The organism is Kribbella sp. NPDC059898, assembly GCF_042730855.1.
GTDB lineage: Bacteria > Actinomycetota > Actinomycetes > Propionibacteriales > Kribbellaceae > Kribbella.
The window spans coordinates 1-15574 of the sequence record NZ_JBHWKR010000015.1 but is presented as its reverse complement, the minus strand read 5'-3'; the positions used below and the strand labels follow the sequence as shown (position 1 = coordinate 15574).

22 protein-coding genes are annotated in these 15574 nt (G+C 69.7%); 9 read left to right on the top strand and 13 right to left on the bottom strand.

Annotated features, from left to right (window positions below):
* Positions 1-44: 44 nt before the first annotated feature.
* The gene (locus ACFV9C_RS35205) at positions 45-383 is read left to right on the top strand and encodes a winged helix-turn-helix transcriptional regulator (protein WP_380200512.1); all 339 of its coding nucleotides are present in this window, start codon (positions 45-47) and stop codon (positions 381-383) included.
* Positions 384-421: 38 nt separating this feature from the next.
* Positions 422-835 carry an SRPBCC domain-containing protein gene (locus ACFV9C_RS35200; protein ID WP_380200510.1) on the top strand — a complete coding sequence of 138 codons (414 nt, stop codon included), beginning with the start codon at positions 422-424 and terminating at the stop codon, positions 833-835.
* Positions 836-946: 111 nt separating this feature from the next.
* Here ACFV9C_RS35200 and ACFV9C_RS35195 read toward each other — a convergent pair whose 3' ends face one another.
* Positions 947-2332, bottom strand: a complete 1386-nt coding sequence (locus tag ACFV9C_RS35195; protein ID WP_380200508.1) for an AAA family ATPase — start codon at positions 2330-2332, stop codon at positions 947-949.
* A 70-nt stretch (positions 2333-2402) separates the two neighbouring features.
* Here ACFV9C_RS35195 and ACFV9C_RS35190 point away from each other — a divergent pair, with 70 nt between their 5' ends.
* Positions 2403-3218 (top strand): LLM class F420-dependent oxidoreductase, encoded by an 816-nt coding sequence (locus ACFV9C_RS35190; RefSeq protein ID WP_380200506.1) that lies wholly within the window; start codon positions 2403-2405, stop codon positions 3216-3218.
* Positions 3219-3270: 52 nt separating this feature from the next.
* Positions 3271-3873: a peptide deformylase gene (gene def / locus ACFV9C_RS35185; RefSeq protein ID WP_380200504.1), complete on the top strand. Its 603-nt coding sequence runs from the start codon at positions 3271-3273 to the stop codon at positions 3871-3873.
* 4 nt (positions 3874-3877) lie between these two features.
* Here the strand turns inward: def (ACFV9C_RS35185) and ACFV9C_RS35180 are convergent, their stop codons facing one another.
* The 6 genes from ACFV9C_RS35180 to tnpB all read right to left on the bottom strand — a co-directional run bounded on the left by ACFV9C_RS35180 (position 3878) and on the right by tnpB (position 9383).
* On the bottom strand, positions 3878-4426 hold the full coding sequence (locus ACFV9C_RS35180) for a hypothetical protein (protein ID WP_380200502.1): 549 nt from the start codon (positions 4424-4426) through the stop codon (positions 3878-3880).
* Complete coding sequence (locus tag ACFV9C_RS35175; protein ID WP_380200500.1) at positions 4414-4932, bottom strand: GNAT family N-acetyltransferase; 519 nt, start codon at positions 4930-4932, stop codon at positions 4414-4416. The genes ACFV9C_RS35180 and ACFV9C_RS35175 overlap by 13 nt, the downstream gene beginning before the upstream one ends.
* Positions 4933-4941: 9 nt before the next feature.
* Complete coding sequence (locus tag ACFV9C_RS35170) at positions 4942-5745, bottom strand: TrmH family RNA methyltransferase (RefSeq protein WP_380200498.1); 804 nt, start codon at positions 5743-5745, stop codon at positions 4942-4944.
* Positions 5742-6950 (bottom strand): uroporphyrinogen-III C-methyltransferase, encoded by a 1209-nt coding sequence (gene cobA / locus ACFV9C_RS35165; RefSeq protein ID WP_380200496.1) that lies wholly within the window; start codon positions 6948-6950, stop codon positions 5742-5744. Before cobA ends, ACFV9C_RS35170 begins: the two co-directional genes overlap by 4 nt.
* Positions 6947-7981, bottom strand: a complete 1035-nt coding sequence (gene cobT / locus ACFV9C_RS35160; RefSeq protein ID WP_380200494.1) for a nicotinate-nucleotide--dimethylbenzimidazole phosphoribosyltransferase — start codon at positions 7979-7981, stop codon at positions 6947-6949. The genes cobA and cobT overlap by 4 nt, the downstream gene beginning before the upstream one ends.
* Before the next feature lie 61 nt (positions 7982-8042).
* Positions 8043-9383, bottom strand: a complete 1341-nt coding sequence (gene tnpB, locus ACFV9C_RS35155) for an IS607 family element RNA-guided endonuclease TnpB (protein ID WP_380200492.1) — start codon at positions 9381-9383, stop codon at positions 8043-8045.
* A gap of 316 nt (positions 9384-9699) precedes the next feature.
* On the opposite strand from tnpB, the gene ACFV9C_RS35150 reads away from it, so the two are divergent.
* Entirely contained in the window at positions 9700-10230 is a 531-nt protein-coding gene (locus tag ACFV9C_RS35150) for a YbhB/YbcL family Raf kinase inhibitor-like protein (protein WP_380200490.1), read from the top strand.
* Here the strand turns inward: ACFV9C_RS35150 and ACFV9C_RS35145 are convergent, their stop codons facing one another.
* From ACFV9C_RS35145 to ACFV9C_RS35125, 5 genes are all read right to left on the bottom strand, one after another.
* On the bottom strand, positions 10231-10581 hold the full coding sequence (locus ACFV9C_RS35145) for a hypothetical protein (protein WP_380200488.1): 351 nt from the start codon (positions 10579-10581) through the stop codon (positions 10231-10233). It lies immediately after the preceding gene.
* Between the two features lie 76 nt (positions 10582-10657).
* Positions 10658-10921 carry a YchJ family protein gene (locus ACFV9C_RS35140; RefSeq protein WP_380200486.1) on the bottom strand — a complete coding sequence of 88 codons (264 nt, stop codon included), beginning with the start codon at positions 10919-10921 and terminating at the stop codon, positions 10658-10660.
* A complete protein-coding gene (locus ACFV9C_RS35135) occupies positions 10921-11967 on the bottom strand; it encodes a DNA glycosylase AlkZ-like family protein (protein ID WP_380200484.1) in 1047 nt (348 codons plus the stop codon). Before ACFV9C_RS35135 ends, ACFV9C_RS35140 begins: the two co-directional genes overlap by 1 nt.
* 44 nt (positions 11968-12011) lie before the next feature.
* The gene (locus ACFV9C_RS35130; protein ID WP_380200482.1) at positions 12012-12389 is read right to left on the bottom strand and encodes a hypothetical protein; all 378 of its coding nucleotides are present in this window, start codon (positions 12387-12389) and stop codon (positions 12012-12014) included.
* A gap of 68 nt (positions 12390-12457) precedes the next feature.
* A complete protein-coding gene (locus ACFV9C_RS35125; protein ID WP_380200480.1) occupies positions 12458-12925 on the bottom strand; it encodes a helix-turn-helix domain-containing protein in 468 nt (155 codons plus the stop codon).
* 54 nt (positions 12926-12979) lie between these two features.
* Here ACFV9C_RS35125 and def (ACFV9C_RS35120) point away from each other — a divergent pair, with 54 nt between their 5' ends.
* Together def (ACFV9C_RS35120) and ACFV9C_RS35115 are read left to right on the top strand one after the other, a co-directional pair.
* On the top strand, positions 12980-13609 hold the full coding sequence (gene def / locus ACFV9C_RS35120) for a peptide deformylase (RefSeq protein WP_380200478.1): 630 nt from the start codon (positions 12980-12982) through the stop codon (positions 13607-13609).
* A gap of 330 nt (positions 13610-13939) precedes the next feature.
* Entirely contained in the window at positions 13940-14071 is a 132-nt protein-coding gene (locus ACFV9C_RS35115; RefSeq protein WP_380200476.1) for a hypothetical protein, read from the top strand.
* On the opposite strand, the gene ACFV9C_RS35110 is transcribed toward ACFV9C_RS35115, so the two are convergent.
* Positions 14061-14405 carry a MerR family transcriptional regulator gene (locus ACFV9C_RS35110; protein ID WP_380200474.1) on the bottom strand — a complete coding sequence of 115 codons (345 nt, stop codon included), beginning with the start codon at positions 14403-14405 and terminating at the stop codon, positions 14061-14063. The two genes, ACFV9C_RS35115 and ACFV9C_RS35110, sit on opposite strands and share 11 nt — an antisense overlap.
* 74 nt (positions 14406-14479) lie before the next feature.
* Here ACFV9C_RS35110 and ACFV9C_RS35105 point away from each other — a divergent pair, with 74 nt between their 5' ends.
* A complete protein-coding gene (locus tag ACFV9C_RS35105) occupies positions 14480-14800 on the top strand; it encodes a DMT family transporter (protein WP_380200472.1) in 321 nt (106 codons plus the stop codon).
* Complete coding sequence (locus tag ACFV9C_RS35100) at positions 14797-15171, top strand: DMT family transporter (RefSeq protein ID WP_380200470.1); 375 nt, start codon at positions 14797-14799, stop codon at positions 15169-15171. The genes ACFV9C_RS35105 and ACFV9C_RS35100 overlap by 4 nt, the downstream gene beginning before the upstream one ends.
* The last annotated feature ends 403 nt before the right edge of the window (positions 15172-15574 follow it).

The following is a 15574-nucleotide window of genomic DNA, read 5'->3' as shown; positions in this document are numbered from 1 at the left end:
GATGCGCACCTCCTGGTGCCCAACGGGCGACGCACAATGGACCGGTGGAGCCGAGATTCTTCGCCGACTGCCAGGCACGCGTCGCCGCCGACCTGATCAGCGGGCGCTGGCCGATGGTCGTCCTGTACTCCCTCGCCCAAGGCCCCGCCCGCCCCGGCGAACTCCGCCGCCAGATCGGCGGCATCAGCCAGAAGGTCCTCACCGAGACCCTCCGCCGCCTCGAACACAACGGCCTCGTCGAACGCCAGCGCTACGCGGAAGCGCCCCCACGCGTCGAGTACTCCCTGACCACCGCCGGCACCGACCTGCTGGTCCCCATCCGCGCCCTGGGCGCCTGGGCCGACACCTACGCCGCCCAGCTCCCCACCGAAAACAAACCGTAAACGCCTCGCGGCATGCTGACGGAGTCAGCTTGATTCCGATGGAGGTGCCTGTGATGTTCACCCTGCAGCAGTTCGTCGACGCCCCGCCCAGCGAGGTCGTCCGCGCGTTCACCGAGCCCGAGCCGTTCGCCGCCTGGTTCGTCGCCGAAGGGTTCCGGACACCGGCCGACCGCGTCCGCATCGACGTACGCCCCGGAGGCCAGATCGCCGCGGTCTTCGTCGGCGACGCCGAGGTCCCCTTCACCCTGCACTTCGGCGCGCTCGACCTCCCCCACCACGTCGAACTCCGCTTCGACGACCCCGCCGAGGAGATCACCGTCAACCTCACCGAACTCCCCGACGGCCGCACCCAACTCGACTACCGCAGCGTGGGTCTCACCGACGAGCAACAGGCGCCCATCAAGCCCGGCGTCGCCACCATGCTCACCCACCTCGCGGCGTACTTCAGCTGAGAGGCGGACCTCCACCACTCAGCAACTCCCTCGCAAGGCCGGCCGACAACCGCGGTCGAGCGTGCGAGGACCCGCCCACGCGGGCTGGTGGGTCCCCCCAGGTCCGCACCCTCAGCCGGTCGTCCCGGGTCCCGGGGGTGGGGTGGCGCCGAGGAGGCGGCGGGTGAGGGTGTCCTGGGAGGAGAGAAGGTCGGCCACGGCCGCGCGGAGGTGCTGCGGGGCGGGCGGCTCGGCTGCCTCGGCCGCCAGGAGGATGGTCCGGCGTACCAGTTCCTTCATGAACGACGCCGTCGTACCGGCCGTCTGTTCGACGATCTCGTCCACCAGCTCGGCCGGCAGGTCCAGACCGGGGCCGTAGAGCCGCAGCAGCCGCGCCCGGCCGTCGGCGTCGGGCAGCGGCACCTCGACGGCCATGTCCACCCGCCCCGGACGCTGCACCAGCGCCGGCTCCAGCAGATCCGCCCGGTTCGTCGTCAGCAGGAACGCGACGTCCGCGTCCTGCGCCAACCCGTCCATCTCGTTCAGCACCTGGAACAACAGCGGGTTCTCCGCGCCCCGCGAGAAGTCGCGCGCCTCCGCGACGAGATCGCAGTCCTCGAGCACCACCAACGCCGGCTGCAACATCCGCGCCAACGCACACGCCTGCGCGATGAAATGGATACTCGTCCCGGCCAGCAGTACGACGGTGAACTCCGGCAACTGCGACAGGACATACCGTATGGTATGTGTCTTCCCGGTGCCGGGCGGGCCGTAGAGCAGGACGCCCCGCCGGAGGTGCTGCCCGGCCGTCAGCAGCGTCTCCCGATGCTCTGCGATCCCGACGACCTCCCGCTCGATCCGCTCCAGCACTCCGTCGGGCAGTACGACATCATCCCGGCTGAGCCCCGGCCGCGGGTGCAGCCGGAACGGCCCGACCCCCTGCCCGAACTCGTGCCCCTCGAACGACACCACCTTGCCGCGGAACACGTTGTGCTCCCGGATCAGCTCCGGCAGCGCCCCCAGGAACCGATCGCGCGCCTCCTTCGCCGCCACCAGGATCTCCAGGTCGACGTTGTTCCGCCCGTACTGCGGGTTCGCCGCCCGCAGCAACGCGACGTACCGGTCCGCGCCCTTCACCCCGAGGTAGAACCCGAACGCGACGCAGTCCGCCTCCGCGTCGACGTCGATCTGCACCCGCTGGTAGTCGACCGCCCCGATCCCGAACCGGTCGTACTCCGCCAGCTCCAGCAGCTCACCGAGCGTGTGATGGCCGCGGTTCGACCCCGCCAGCCCGACCACCTCGAACGAGTCGAACCACGACTCGACCGCGCGCTGCACGTTCGGCAGGTCGTAGGACGGGTACGACGACGCGACCACCGGCACCTGCTCCGGATCCACGCCGAGATGCTCCCGGAGCCGCTCCCGCAGGCTCTCCCGCGCCACCCCCGGCCCGCCGGCCGCCTGCATCCGCTCCAGGAACCGCGTGAACAACCGCGCGAACTCGTCGACGTCGTCCATCCCGCCGTACCCCATCCAGGATTCCGGTCTATCCGGAGGGTCCTCCGCAAAGCCGGATAAGATCTCCACCATGACAGCTTCCGAGTCCACCGACCGGCCGTACGGCGCCTTTCCCGTCCGGATCGGTCTGCAGGTCCAGCCCCAGCACGCCCAGTACGCCGACATCCGGCGGACCGTCGCCGCGGCCGAGGAGATCGGCGTCGACGTGGTGTTCAACTGGGACCACTTCTACCCGCTCAGCGGTGAGCCCGAGGGCCTGCACTTCGAGTGCTGGACCATGCTGGCCGCCTGGGCCGAGGCGACCGAGCGGGTCGAGATCGGCGCCCTGGTCACCTGCAACTCCTACCGCAACCCCGACCTGCTCGCCGACATGGCGCGCACCGTCGACCACATCAGCGACGGCCGGCTGATCTTCGGCATCGGCTCCGGCTGGTTCGAGAAGGACTACGACGAGTACGGCTACGACTTCGGTACGGCGGGCGGCCGGCTGGACGCCCTCGGCGAGGCGCTGCCGCGGATCGAGGCGCGCTGGGAGAAGCTCAACCCGAAGCCGACCCGGGACATCCCGGTGCTGATCGGCGGCGGCGGCGAGAAGAAGACGTTGAAGCTGGTCGCCCAGCACGCGAACATCTGGCACGGCTTCGGCGACGCCGAGACGATCGCGCACAAGCACGCCGTCCTGGACGAGCACTGCACGACGATCGGCCGCGACCCGGGCGAGATCGAGCGGTCGGTTGGCGTCGGCGACAAGAAGCCGGAGGAGGTCGGCAAGCAGCTGCTCGACGTCGGCACCCGGCTGTTCACCGTGCACGCCTCCGGCCCGGACTACGACCTCGGCCTGCTCCGCGACTGGGTCGCGTGGCGCGACGAGGCCAACGCCAAGTAGTACCACCGGCCGGGTGGCCGCCGTACCGGTCACCCGGCCTACACTTTCCCGCATGTCTACGTTGCCTGAGAACGGTTCGGTGCGGCCGATCACCCGCTGGGGTGAGGACGTCATGCACCGGGTCAACAAGCCCGTCACCGACTTCGGCGACGAGTTGCAGACGCTGGTCGCCGACATGGTCGCGACGATGCGCGCGGCCGAGGGCGTGGGCCTGGCCGCGAACCAGGTCGGGGTGGACCTGCAGCTGTACGTGTTCGACTGCCCGGACAAGGACGGCAACCACGTCCAGGGTGTGGTCTGCAACCCGACGCTGGAGCTTCCGGAGGGCAAGGACCGCAACCTCGACGAGGGCGACGAGGGCTGCCTGTCGCTGCCCGGCGCGTTCACCAAGTGCGCCCGGCCCGACTACGCGAAGGTCACCGGCGTCGACCACCACAACCAGCCGGTGACGTACGAGGGCGACGGTCTGCTCGCGCGGTGCCTGCAGCACGAGACCGACCACACGCAGGGCATGGTGTTCGGCGACCGGCTGTCCCGCAAGTACCGCAAGCGGCTGTACGCCGAGGCCGAGGAGTTCGCCCCGGACTACCCGAGCGACTGGCCGGTCTCCCCCATGGTCGACCACGACCAAGAGGAAGAGACCCCCGCGACCTGATCGGTCACCAGCGGGCCTTCTCCAGGTCGATCGCGTCGACCGTCTCGGCCGGGGTCTGGCCGGTGCTGTCCAGCCACAGACCCCGCCGCGGGATCTCCTCCAGGCCGGCCTGCAAGGCCCGTACGGCGTCCGCCAGTGAGCCGCCAGGCTCCTCCCAGTCGCGGTACGCGTTCCCGCCGCCGCGCTCGACCTCCCGGACCACGATCGACTCGACAGTCGGGACGAGGACGACGAGGTACGGGTCGACGTTCCGCAGCCGGGCGAACCAGCGTTCGACGTGCTCGCCCAGCACGATGTCGCTGCAGACGAAGTCGAACCCGGCGTCGGCGTAGTGCTGCGCGATCAGGGCGCTGGCGTCGTACCGCAACTCCAGTTGCCGGACCGCCTCGGGCGACGGGTCCGGCGTCATCACCTCTGCGCCCGCGACGACGCCGCGGTAGAACACGTCCCCGTCGAGGGTCGCGGCCGGCGGCCCCATCCGGGCGGCCAGCAGCGGCGCGATCGTGGACTTCCCGGCGGCCTGCATCCCGGTCACCAGTACTACCTTCGCCATTCCTCCGCCTTCAGGGAGTAGATGGTGGCGTCGAACGGTACGCCGTCCTCCGTCAGCACCGCCTCGTGGTCGAACCTCATCCCGAGCCGGCGCATGACCGCGATGCTACGGACGTTCGGAGTGTCGGTCACCGCAATAACCCGGGGCAGCCCGGCCTCGCCGAACGCGTAATCCAGCCAGGACGCCGCCGCCTCGGTCGCGTATCCGTGGCCCCAGTACTCCCGGGCGAGCCGCCAGCCGATCTCCAGGTCGTCCGGGTAGAACTCCTCGCGGGACAACCCGGCCGCACCGAGGAACGCCCCGTCCGACCGCCGCTCGACCGCCAGGAACCCGTACCCGTTCCGCTCGTACGCCGCGTTCACCGCCGCCGAGATCCGGTCGGACTCTTCCCGGGTCAGTGCCGGCCCGAGGTACCGCGTCACCTCAGGATCCGCGTTCAGCACAGCCCACGGCCCGAGATCGGACTCCCGAAACGGCCGCAGCACCAGGCGTTCCGTCGTACGCACGGCTCCCCCTCAGCGTCGGGTGGCGTAGAACGCTACTGCCGCCGAGGATGCCACGTTGAGGGAGTCGACGCCGCCGGTCATCGGGATCCTGACGGTCAGGTCGGCCTGGCGGAGGACGTTCGGCTTGAGGCCGTGGCCTTCGGTGCCGAAGATCAGCGCGAGCTTCTCGTCCTTGCGGGCGGCGAGGTCGTCGAGGGTGATCGAGTCGTCGGTGAGCGCCATCGCGGCGGCGACGTACCCGTGCTCCTGCAGGAGTTTCAGGTCGCCCGGCCAGCTCTGCAGGCGGGTCCACGGGACCTGGAAGACGGTGCCCATCGAGACCTTGATCGAGCGCCGGTACAGCGGGTCCGCGCAGGTCGGCGTGACCAGGACGAGCCCGACGCCGAGCGCGGCCGCGGCCCGGAACCCGGCGCCGACGTTGGTGTGGTCAACGATGTCGTCGAAGATCGCGATCCGCGAGACGTCTGTTGTCAAGAGTTGGGACAGTGGTACGGCGGCCTGGCGCTTGTACGACGCCAGCGCGCCGCGGTGCACGTGGAATCCGGTGACCTGCTCGGCCAGCTCCTCCGACACGACGTACACGGGCTTGTCCGGCCACTTCGCCAGCACGTCCCGCAGCGAGTCGAGCCAGCGCGGCGCCAGCAGGAACGACCGCGGCTCGAACCCGGCGTCGGCCGCGCGGCGGATCACCTTGTCGCCCTCGGCGATGAACAGCCCGTGCTCTTCCTCGAGCAGCCGCCGCAGGTTCACCTCCCGCAGCTGCACGTAGTCGGCCAGCCGGTCGTCACCTGGCTCCTCGATCGAGACTCTCATCGCAGTTCGGCAGCCACCTGGACCACGCTGCCGATGACAACGATCGCGGGCGCGCCCACGCCGTTCTGCTGCATCGCGCCGGCGATCCCGGCGAGGTCGGACGTCACCATCCGCTGGCCGGGAAGGGTGCCGTCGGCAATCGCCGCGGCGGGGGTATCGGCCGGCCGGCCGGCCTCGATCAGCCGGGCAGTGATCGCGGGCAGGTTCTCGACCGCCATCAGCAGTACGAGCGTCCCGTGCAGCTGCGCCAGCGCGTCCCAGTTCACCAGCGAGTCCGGGTGCGACGGCGGGATGTGCCCGGACACCACCGTGAACTCGTGCGTGACGCCGCGATGCGTGACGGGGATCCCGGACACGGCGGGCACCGAGATCGAGCTCGTGATGCCCGGCACCACCGTCCACGGCACACCGGCCGCGGCGCAGGCGATCGCCTCCTCGAACCCGCGCCCGAAGACGTACGGATCGCCGCCCTTCAGCCGTACGACGACCTTCCCCTGCTGCCCGCGGTCGATCAGGATCCGGTTGATCTCCTCCTGCAGCGCCGCCCGCCCGCGCGGCAGCTTCGCGGCGTCGAACAGCTCCACGTCCGGGTGCAGTTCGTCCAGCAACTGCTGCGGCGCGAGCCGATCCGCGACCACCACGTCCGCCTCGGCCAGCAGCCGCCGCCCGCGCACCGTGATCAGGTCCGGATCGCCCGGCCCGCCGCCGACGAGGTACACCCCGGGCCGCCGCTCCGCGTCCCGCGCCGCCAGCTCACCGGTCCGCAGACCCTCCAGGATCGAGTCCCGTACGGCGGCCGACCGGCGGTGATCGCCGCCGCCGAGGACCCCGATCGTGATGTTGTCGTGCTGCCCCGACGCGGGCGTCCACGCGGTCGCGCGGGACCGGTCGTCCGACCGTACGCAGAAGATCCGCAGCTCCTCCGCCTCCGCCGACACCTGATCGTTGACCAGGGCATCGTCCGTCGCGACCACGACGTACCAGGCACCCTCGAGGTCCCCTGACTCGTACCCGCGCCGGATCCAGGTCAGCGACGGGTTGCCGAGCAGTCCTTCGATCGTCGGCGTGATCGACGGCGAGATCAGGTCGATCCGCGCGCCGGACTCGAGCAGCCGCGGCAGCCGCCGCTGGGCGACGCCGCCCCCGCCGACGACGACCACGCGCCGTCCGTCGAGGACGAGCCCGGACAGGTACTGCTGGGTCACGAATCGATCCCCGCGTCCTCGAAGGTGGCCATCTCGGCGAGCGCCCGGGCCGCACAGGTGAGGATCGGGTACGCGAGCACCGCGCCGGTCCCCTCCCCGAGCCGCAGGTCGAGATCGACCAGCGGCTGCAGGCCGAGCTGCTTGAGCGCGACCGCGTGCCCCGGCTCCGCGGACCGGTGCCCTGCGACGCAGTAGTCGATGACCGCCGGGTGGAACGCCTGCGCGACGAGCGCCGCGGCGCCCGCGATCACGCCGTCCAGGATGACCGGGACCTTGTTCGCGGCCGCGCCCAGGATGTACCCGGCGAGCGCGGCGTGTTCGAGTCCGCCGTACGCCTGGAGTGCCTGGAGCGGCTCGGTCGGCGGTACGCCGTGCCGCGCGAGTGCCTCCCGTACGACGGCGGTCTTGTGCGCGAGCGCCGCGTCGTCGATGCCCGTACCGCGGCCGGTCACCGCGTCGGCGGTCGCGCCGGTGAAGGTGGCGATCAGCGCAGCCGAGGCGGTCGTGTTGGCGATGCCCATGTCGCCGGTCAACAGGCAGCGGTACCCGTCCTGGACCAGCTTGTCCGCGAGGCCGAACCCGACCGCGATCGCCTGGCGCGCCTCGTCCTCGGTGAGCGCGTCGCCCTGGGAGAGGTCACGGGTGCCCGGGCGGACCTTCGCGTGCACGATGTCGAGCCCGTCGACCGGGGTCGCGACGCCGACGTCGACCACGCGTACGTCGACGCCGTTGTTCTTCGCGAACGCGTTGACCGCGGCGCCACCGGCGGCGAAGTTCGCCAGCATCGCGGCGGTCACCTCCTGCGGCCACGGGGAGACGTTCTGCGCGTGCACCCCGTGGTCGGCCGCGAACACCGTGACGACCGCTGGCCCCGGTACGGCGGGCGCGCCGGTCATCCCGGCGAGTTTCACCGACAGCTCCTCGAGGACGCCGAGGGAGCCGGCCGGTTTGGTCAGCCGCGCATGCCGTTCCGCGGCCGCCCGCATCGCCGGCTGATCAGCGGGAGCGATCCGCTCCAGGTACTCGTCCACCAGTCCTCCACTCGTAGCCTCCGGACGATCTTCGCATCCGTTGAAAGTGAGTAGTCATCGGCTACACACCTACAGCCTCTGGCGAGGCGGTCCCGGTCTCACGCTCTGGGCTGCCGGGTAGACGTTTCACAGCCACCTGCCCGAGATCCCGGGTCTTCTGGTCGGCTCCACGTCCGTTTAACGTCTCCGCACCACTCGCGGCGACCGCCAGCGCGGCAAGATTCCTCGCCGCGTTCTCGTCACGATCCATGCACAGACCGCAGGACTCACACCTGTACTCGCGTTCGGACAAGAGCAGCTTGGCTTTCACCACTCCACAGCCCGAACAGGTCTTACTAGAGGGAAACCACCGGTCGGCCACGACCAGCCGTCCGCCGTTCCACTCGGTCTTGTACGCCAATTGTCGCCGGATCTCGCCGAAACCCACATCCCCGATCCGGCGAGCGAGGCGACGGTTCCGCAGCATCCCGGCAACGTTGAGATCTTCCACGACGACTGTGCCGTACTCGGCGGCGATCTTCGTGGTGAGTTTGTGGAGCGCGTCGCCTCGCTGGCAGGCAAGCCGGTGATGGACACGATTGCGGTGGGCGTCAGCGCGCTTCCACCGCTTCGACGGCGCCTGGCCGGTGCGGCGGTCCGGACCGACCCGGCGGGACACGCGACGCGACAGCTTGCCGAGCTTGCGCAGAGCCTCGTCGAGGCGCTTCGGGTTAGGCACCGTCCGAGGGCTACCGCCTGGCTGGGCCAGGACTGCCAGGCACTTGATGCCCAGGTCCACGCCAACCGCGGCCTCTGGACGCCTCGGCTGACAGTCAGCCAACTCTTGCGCGACGGTGAAGGAAACGAACCACCGGCCGCGTTCGAATCGGATCGTCGCCGCCAGGATCCGGGCCGTGCCGTCCAGCAACTCCGGTGCCGGGCTCTCGTGCAGCCGGACCCGGCCGATCCGCGGCAGGACAGCATGCCGCTCGTCGCAGCCGATGGCTCCGGTGGTGAACCGGCACGACTTGACCGCCTTGTGCTTGGACTTGAACCGCGGAAATCCCATCCTGCGACCGACACGCTTACCCCTGTGGCATGCGTCCCAGTTCTTCAGCGCGGCGGCCAACTGGGTCAGGCCTGAGGCGTAGGCCTCCTTCGAGTACTCGGCCCACCACGGCGCCACGTCGTCCTTGACCTGGTTCCACGCTGTGCGCAGCGAGTACATCGTCCACGAGATCGTCGGAGTCAACAGCTCGTTCGGGATCCCGTAGGTGCGTTCCGCCGCTCGTTGACCGAGGTTCGCTTTCACCCGGCCAAGACCCCAGTTGAACGCCTTCCGCGCCGCGCCGCAGTGACCTTCGAGGTACCGCGCCTGACGGGAAGTGGGGTTCAGCGCATACTTGTATGCCCGCAACCTCACGACGCGTCCCACGGCAATGCGATGGCGCGCCTTATCAGCGCCAGCAGGAGCTCAGCGTCGTCCCGCACCGCACTGCGCGGTACGGAAGGCCAAGTTGTTGCGAGCAAGGCGGCATCGTCGGGCACAGGAGCAGTCTGACCGAGACCACCGACACAATTCAGCCGCCGAAAGCACGCGCCGCCATCACAGAGCCATCCGCACACGCTGGCAACCAACGAGTCGGCTGCAAGAACCAATCGACCCATCGGAGGACCGGCGATCCCTGGACAGTAATGTCGGGATCACCACACGTCGCTCGCCGTTGGAGGGCTCACAGATGTCGCTCGATCGTCCCGTCACACCGGACCCGTACAAGCTGCTCCCGGAGGTCGGCGGGTTCACCGTCACCAGCACCGACGTCAGCGACGGCGAGCCGCTGGCCGACGCGCACGCGTTCGCGGGCGGGAACACGTCGCCGCAGCTCAGCTGGTCCGGGTTCCCCGCGGAGACCAGGGCCTTCGTCGTCACCTGCTTCGACCCGGACGCGCCGATCGTGTCCGGCTTCTGGCACTGGGTGCTGGTCAACCTTCCCGCCACGGTCACCGAGCTCCCGGCCGGCGCCGGCACCACCGAGCGCCTCGACAACGGCGCCTTCCACGTCCGCAACGACTTCGGCTCCAAGTCCTTCGGCGGCGCCGCCCCGCCCGCGGGCGACCAGATCCACCGCTACTACTTCGTCGTCCACGCCATCGACGTAGAGGCCCTGGACGTCGACTCCGACGCCACCCCGGCCGTCGTCGGCTTCAACCTCGCCTTCCACACCCTGGCCCGCGCAATCATCACCCCGACGTACCAGGTCGCCGAGTAACTAACCCGCCTCGGTGGACCGACCGTCCGCGGCCCACCGAGTGATCTGGTACGCCGCACTGTCCGGCGCCGGCGGGTCACCACTCAGCTCCGTCGACGTCGCCTTCGGCGAGACCCGCAGCTTCTCGACCCGTCCGTCGCGCCGGTGGATCTCCAGGTAGACACCGCCGACGAGGTGGTAGTCGAACCGGGCCGACTCGATCTCGGCGCGCGGGATCCGGGTCGTGCCGAAGATGGTCCGGAACACCAGGTCGTCGTCGGTCAACCGCAGCTCTTCGCGGAGCACCACGGCCAGCATCACCAGGCTGAGCGGGATCGACGGCCAGAACTCCGGCAGCAGGACAGTCGTCACGAGCCCGGCAAGGACGATGAGTCCGGCCAGGATTCGGATTGCCCGGGGTGGGCGCCAGGTGTGTTGTTCGGTCATGTCAGAGGGCGGCGACGTACACCCACTCGCCGGCTTCGCGGATGAAGGTGCTGTTTTCGTGTTGTACGCCGGTGTTGTGGTGGGCGTTGAACTCGACGGTGCCCTCGGTGTGGAAGGGGCTGCCGCCGGTGGTGCCGAGGATCTGCAGGCGGGTCCACCGGCGGTTCGGGTCGAACTCGATGGTGGCGGGGCGGGTCGCCAGGGACCAGGTGCGTCGCAGGTACGCCGCGTCGTGCATCACGAAGGCGGTGTACCTGGAGCGCATCAACTGCTCGGCCGTCGCCGCGGTGACCTTGCCCTGGTGGAGCGGGCCGCAACACGCGGCGTACGGCTGGGGCTGACCACAGGGGCAGTTGAGCATGCCTTGATTCTTACGGACAGCTCCGAGCTCTTGAGCGGCAGGGCTGCCACCTCGGCGTCCAGGGCGTCGTACTGGTCCGGTGTGAGGTCTTGCGACAGCAGGACGTCCACCCGTCCACTCTTGCGACCCCAGGCGCCGGCTATCTGACCGTCGACGAGCAGGCCGTTGGGATGGAAGGTGTCGGCGACCGGGGCTAGCTTGCGGAGGCCGGGGGCGATGAAGCGGGCGTCGCGGTCGCGGCCGAGCAGCCGCAGGTCGGAAGCGACCAGGAGCCGTACGCCGTGGGGCGCCGGCGGGGCCTCGGCGGTTCGCAGTACCCACGCCGGTACGCCGGCGAAGTCGACCTCAACCAGCTCGTCCGCCACCTGATCCCACACGGCGCGGGCGTCGGCAGGTGACAGCCCCGACCACCAGGCGTACACCTTCGGCGTCGTGGGTCCGAAGTACCGGACGTGGCGCCGGCAGAGCTCACGGCGTGCCTCTGGTACGTCGATCTCCGGGCGCGGGACCTCGCGGGCGTACAGCGAGGTGGTGTCCCACCGGAGCGCGATCCGCCCGCTGGCGCAGGCCTCACGCAGACCGTCGATGTAGGCGCCGCGCCGTTCCTGTCCGGCGAGTACGTCGCACACGGAGTCCGCGAGCTCGTCGACCCGCCGTACCGCGGCCGGATCGGGCGGCAACCGGCCGAGCGTGAACACGCCGAAGTCACGAGCCGGCAGCACGTACACCGCCTGGCGCGGGCTGTACGTCTGGATCAGCGACGGGTGCTCCCAGTCCGGCAGTGTCGTCCCTTCCATCCTCGCGGCCATCCCGAGCAGGGCGTCTCGCGGCGCGGTGTCCTGCAGGCCGACGTACGCCGCCTGCGCCTGCGAGCCGGGTGGGAGCCGGTGCACCAGATGGTTCATGTCCAGCCGATAGGCGATGGCCTGTTCCCGCGTCACGCTTCGCATGGCGACGACCGTACGGACAAATCACGCCATCGACTGGCTTGTTTTCACGGGAATGCCAACGCCAACGGCGCCAGGATCGCCAGCGCGAACAGATTGATCGCCAGCCCGATCGCCGCGACCGGCCGACCGCGCCGCCGGCGGTCCAGGCCAACGACGGCCAGCGCGAGTCCTGGTATCGCCAGCAGCACCGTGCCGTACTGCCGCAAGGTCGTCATCTCCACCGGGGGCAGGAACGGAGCCACCAGGGCAGCGAGGCCGACGATCAGCCCGACCATCCCCAAGACCGCCGAGCGTGGCCGCTGCGCCGCCACCGGTCCGGCAGGCCAGCTGCGAGCGTGCTGCTGGGCCCGTGCCTGCGCGTAGTCCGGCCAGAGCTGCTGCGGATATCCGGAGCGCTGGTCCGTCGGCTGGCTGTTGGTCATAGGTGCTCCACGTTCGGGTTGCCGTCCACAGTCCTGACGCGGCGGCGCGGCGCGCGGTTCCCGGCGGGCTACTCCTCGTGGAGCGGGAACGCGCGGATGATCACGGCGGTCGGAGTGGCGGACTCCGCGGCGGGTTCTGAGCTGACGAAGTCGTGCAGGACGCGGTGCAGGCGGGCGCGGAGTTCGGCGAGTTCGCCGTCGGCGAGCGTGACGACCGCGCTGAACGCGAAGTCCTCGTCGTCGGAGGTCTTCGCGGCCAGCCAGCTCGCGTACGCCGTGTCCTCGAGCTCGCAGTTCAGCGTCGCCTGCTCGGCCCGCGCCCGCCGCCACGGCTTGACCCGGCCCGGCGCGCCCGGCACCGCCTCGATCACGCCGAGCGCCTCCAGCCGGCGGAGGTGGAACGAGCACGACCCGGTGCTCTCCCCCAGTTCCCGCGCGGCGATCGTCGACGTCGTCGCGCCGTCCCGGTCGATCAGCCGCAGCAGCTCCTCGCGCAGTGGATGCGCGCGGACGACGTCCCGGCGGTTCGTGGTCATGGCGGCATCCTAGTGGCTTTGCAAAGCCTCGACTTTGCATAGTACGGTCTTTGTATGCCGACGTACATCCAAGGGCGGTTGAGTCGTCGCCTGCCTGAGCTGCTGGACGAGGTGCGACGGGGCACGCCGCTGCGCGTCACGGAGTACGGCGAGGAGATCCTGCACCGGGCTTGCCGGCCCGTCACCGAGTTCGGGGCGGAGCGGTGGGGCGGGCTGATCGACGACATGTTCGCGACGATGTGGATCGCCGAGGGCTGCGGGCTCGCGGCGAACCAGGTCGACGTCGACGCGCAGTTGTTCGTGTACGACCTCACTGACGAGCAGGGCGACCGGCACGTCGGGCATGCGTTCAACCCGCGCGTGGAGACGAGTACGGCGCTGCTCGGCACCCAGGGCGGCACCGAGGGCTGCCTGTCGGTGCCCGGCGCCAACGCACCACTCCCCCGGCCGACCCACGCCGTTCTGCACGCGTACGACGTGGACGGCAACCCGTTCACCGTCGAGGCGTCCGGGTACTTCGCGCGCTGCCTCATCCACGAGACCCAGCACCTGGCCGGCACCGTGTACGTCGACCACCTGTCGCAGCTCACCCGCGACGAGGCGCTCTTGCAGTCGGCAACCAACCGCCCGTCGGTGTTCACCCGACGCACGTCCCGCGAAAACCACCTGACCAGCGTCCGCTGAACGCACTACCGTCCAACGAATGGAAGACCCGAAGGACATCGTCCGCCGCGGGTACGACGTACTCTCCCACCACTACGACGCCGCCACCGCCGCGGACTCGAAGTACACAACCTGAATCGCCAAACTGACGGACCGCCGGGCATCACCTGCTCGGCGTGGACATCAGCGAGGCTAATAGAGGCTGATCCAACTGCTCATGGACGAGATGCAGGCTACTGAACGAACAGCAGGTGCTGCTCGAACCGATGGCCTGGTGGGCTCTTCTTGTGTACGACGGGGCACACCGCGTGGACCGGGACCGAGGACGACTGGCTTGGCGGTGGGACTGAGATGTGGTGGAGCCAGGCCGATGTGACGACGTACCGGCGTTGGCTCGTTGCCGCCGGGTTGACCGTCGAGGCGGAGTCCTTCGTACCGGAAGGCTCCGGCGGCCACGCGCTGTTCTGGGCGGCTAAACGCTGACGTCTTGGCGGAGCGCCTGGAGTACGTCGAGTTCGCGGTCTATCTCGCGGCGCTTCGATTCCAGCCTTTGCACTTCCTGGGCGAGCAAGACCTCGAGTACGCCGGTGCGCTCCTCGGGAGGCGCCTCCAGGCACGGGAGCAGCTCGCCGATCGTCGTACTCGACAGACCCGCCGCCAGTAGATGCTGGATCATCACGACCCGTTCGACCATCGCCCCGTCGAAATCCCGCCACCCACCGGGCGTACGGCTCGAGCGGATCAGGCCCTGCGCTTCGTAGTACCGCAAGGAGCGCGTACTCACGCCGGCGGCGCTCGCCAGCTCCCCGATTCGCATGCGCCCAGTGTTGCATCTGACACCAGTGTGAAGTTCCACGATGGCCCGACCGCACCCTTCGTGGAAGGACCCTCATGCACTGGCTCTACCTGGCGATCGCCGTCGTCTTCGAGATCGCCGTCGCGGTCTCGGCCGGCAAAGCCCAAGGCTTCAAACACCGCGGATGGACAGCGGCAACGCTCCTCACCGGCGCCCTAGGCACATACTTCCTCAGCCGAGCCCTGCTCACCTTCGACGTCGGCGTCGGCTACGCGCTGTGGACGTCCCTCGCCGGCGTCGGCATCACCCTGCTCGGCACCCTCGTCTTCGGCCAGCAGCTCACCTGGCACAAGGCGGTCGGCATCGCGCTGGTCATCGGCGGAGTAGTCGGCCTGCAGTTGACGAGCGCCTCGTGAGCACCCGCCGTACCGCGTGGCTGACCCTCCTCCTGGCCGGCACCTTCGAAATCGGCTACGCCCTGTCAGTCGCCGGCAGCCACGCCTTCACCGTCTGGACCTGGTCCGTAACCGCCGCGGCGTTCTTCCTCCTGACCCTATGGGCGCTGAGCCTCGCCCTACGCACCATCGAAGTAAGCATCGGCTACGCCACCTGGGCCGGCATCGGCGCCGCCGGCACCTCCCTCCTAGGCCCGATCTTCTTCCACGAACCCCTAACCCTCTCCAAAGCCACCTGCCTAACCATCACCATCACCGGCGTCATCTGGCTAAAACTCGCCGACCGCCCCACGCCCAACCCGCCAGCCCCGACCCCCACCCCGCCCGCATAAACCACACCACCTGACCGGCACCCAACCAACAGCCCAGCCCCGCCCGCCCCGCCAGACGAACCACCCCACCGCGTCGAACATCGGGGTCAGCCCGCCCTACCTCCCCACTGACCCGCCCTCACCCGACCGCATCCCACACGCCCGACCCGCACCCACACAGCGGACCTGGACCCACACGGCGGACCGACCCAACGGGACTCGCCATCCCCGGCGGGGACTGTGAACAAGCCATGCCGTGTTCACAGTCCCCACTGCCTATCGCCAGTACCAGTCCCCGACAACCGGCCCACACCCCCACCGCTCACCCATCTGCTGGCGAACCCCGCACCAACACGTACGCGCACCCCACCACCCCCGGACTGACCACAGGCAATGGGTGCGCGGAACAAGCAATTGCTTGTTC

Coding starts and splice junctions, on each gene's coding strand:
- ACFV9C_RS35200 (WP_380200510.1), top strand. CDS start 422: ATGGAGGTGCCTGTGATGTTCACCCTGCAGCAGTTCGTCGACGCCCCG.
- ACFV9C_RS35195 (WP_380200508.1), bottom strand. CDS start 2,332: ATGGACGACGTCGACGAGTTCGCGCGGTTGTTCACGCGGTTCCTGGAG.
- ACFV9C_RS35190 (WP_380200506.1), top strand. CDS start 2,403: ATGACAGCTTCCGAGTCCACCGACCGGCCGTACGGCGCCTTTCCCGTC.
- def (WP_380200504.1), top strand. CDS start 3,271: ATGTCTACGTTGCCTGAGAACGGTTCGGTGCGGCCGATCACCCGCTGG.
- ACFV9C_RS35180 (WP_380200502.1), bottom strand. CDS start 4,426: ATGGCGAAGGTAGTACTGGTGACCGGGATGCAGGCCGCCGGGAAGTCC.
- ACFV9C_RS35170 (WP_380200498.1), bottom strand. CDS start 5,745: ATGAGAGTCTCGATCGAGGAGCCAGGTGACGACCGGCTGGCCGACTAC.
- ACFV9C_RS35150 (WP_380200490.1), top strand. CDS start 9,700: ATGTCGCTCGATCGTCCCGTCACACCGGACCCGTACAAGCTGCTCCCG.
- ACFV9C_RS35140 (WP_380200486.1), bottom strand. CDS start 10,921: ATGCGCTCCAGGTACACCGCCTTCGTGATGCACGACGCGGCGTACCTG.
- ACFV9C_RS35135 (WP_380200484.1), bottom strand. CDS start 11,967: ATGCGAAGCGTGACGCGGGAACAGGCCATCGCCTATCGGCTGGACATG.
- ACFV9C_RS35130 (WP_380200482.1), bottom strand. CDS start 12,389: ATGACCAACAGCCAGCCGACGGACCAGCGCTCCGGATATCCGCAGCAG.
- ACFV9C_RS35125 (WP_380200480.1), bottom strand. CDS start 12,925: ATGACCACGAACCGCCGGGACGTCGTCCGCGCGCATCCACTGCGCGAG.
- def (WP_380200478.1), top strand. CDS start 12,980: ATGCCGACGTACATCCAAGGGCGGTTGAGTCGTCGCCTGCCTGAGCTG.
- ACFV9C_RS35115 (WP_380200476.1), top strand. CDS start 13,940: ATGTGGTGGAGCCAGGCCGATGTGACGACGTACCGGCGTTGGCTCGTT.
- ACFV9C_RS35110 (WP_380200474.1), bottom strand. CDS start 14,405: ATGCGAATCGGGGAGCTGGCGAGCGCCGCCGGCGTGAGTACGCGCTCC.
- ACFV9C_RS35105 (WP_380200472.1), top strand. CDS start 14,480: ATGCACTGGCTCTACCTGGCGATCGCCGTCGTCTTCGAGATCGCCGTC.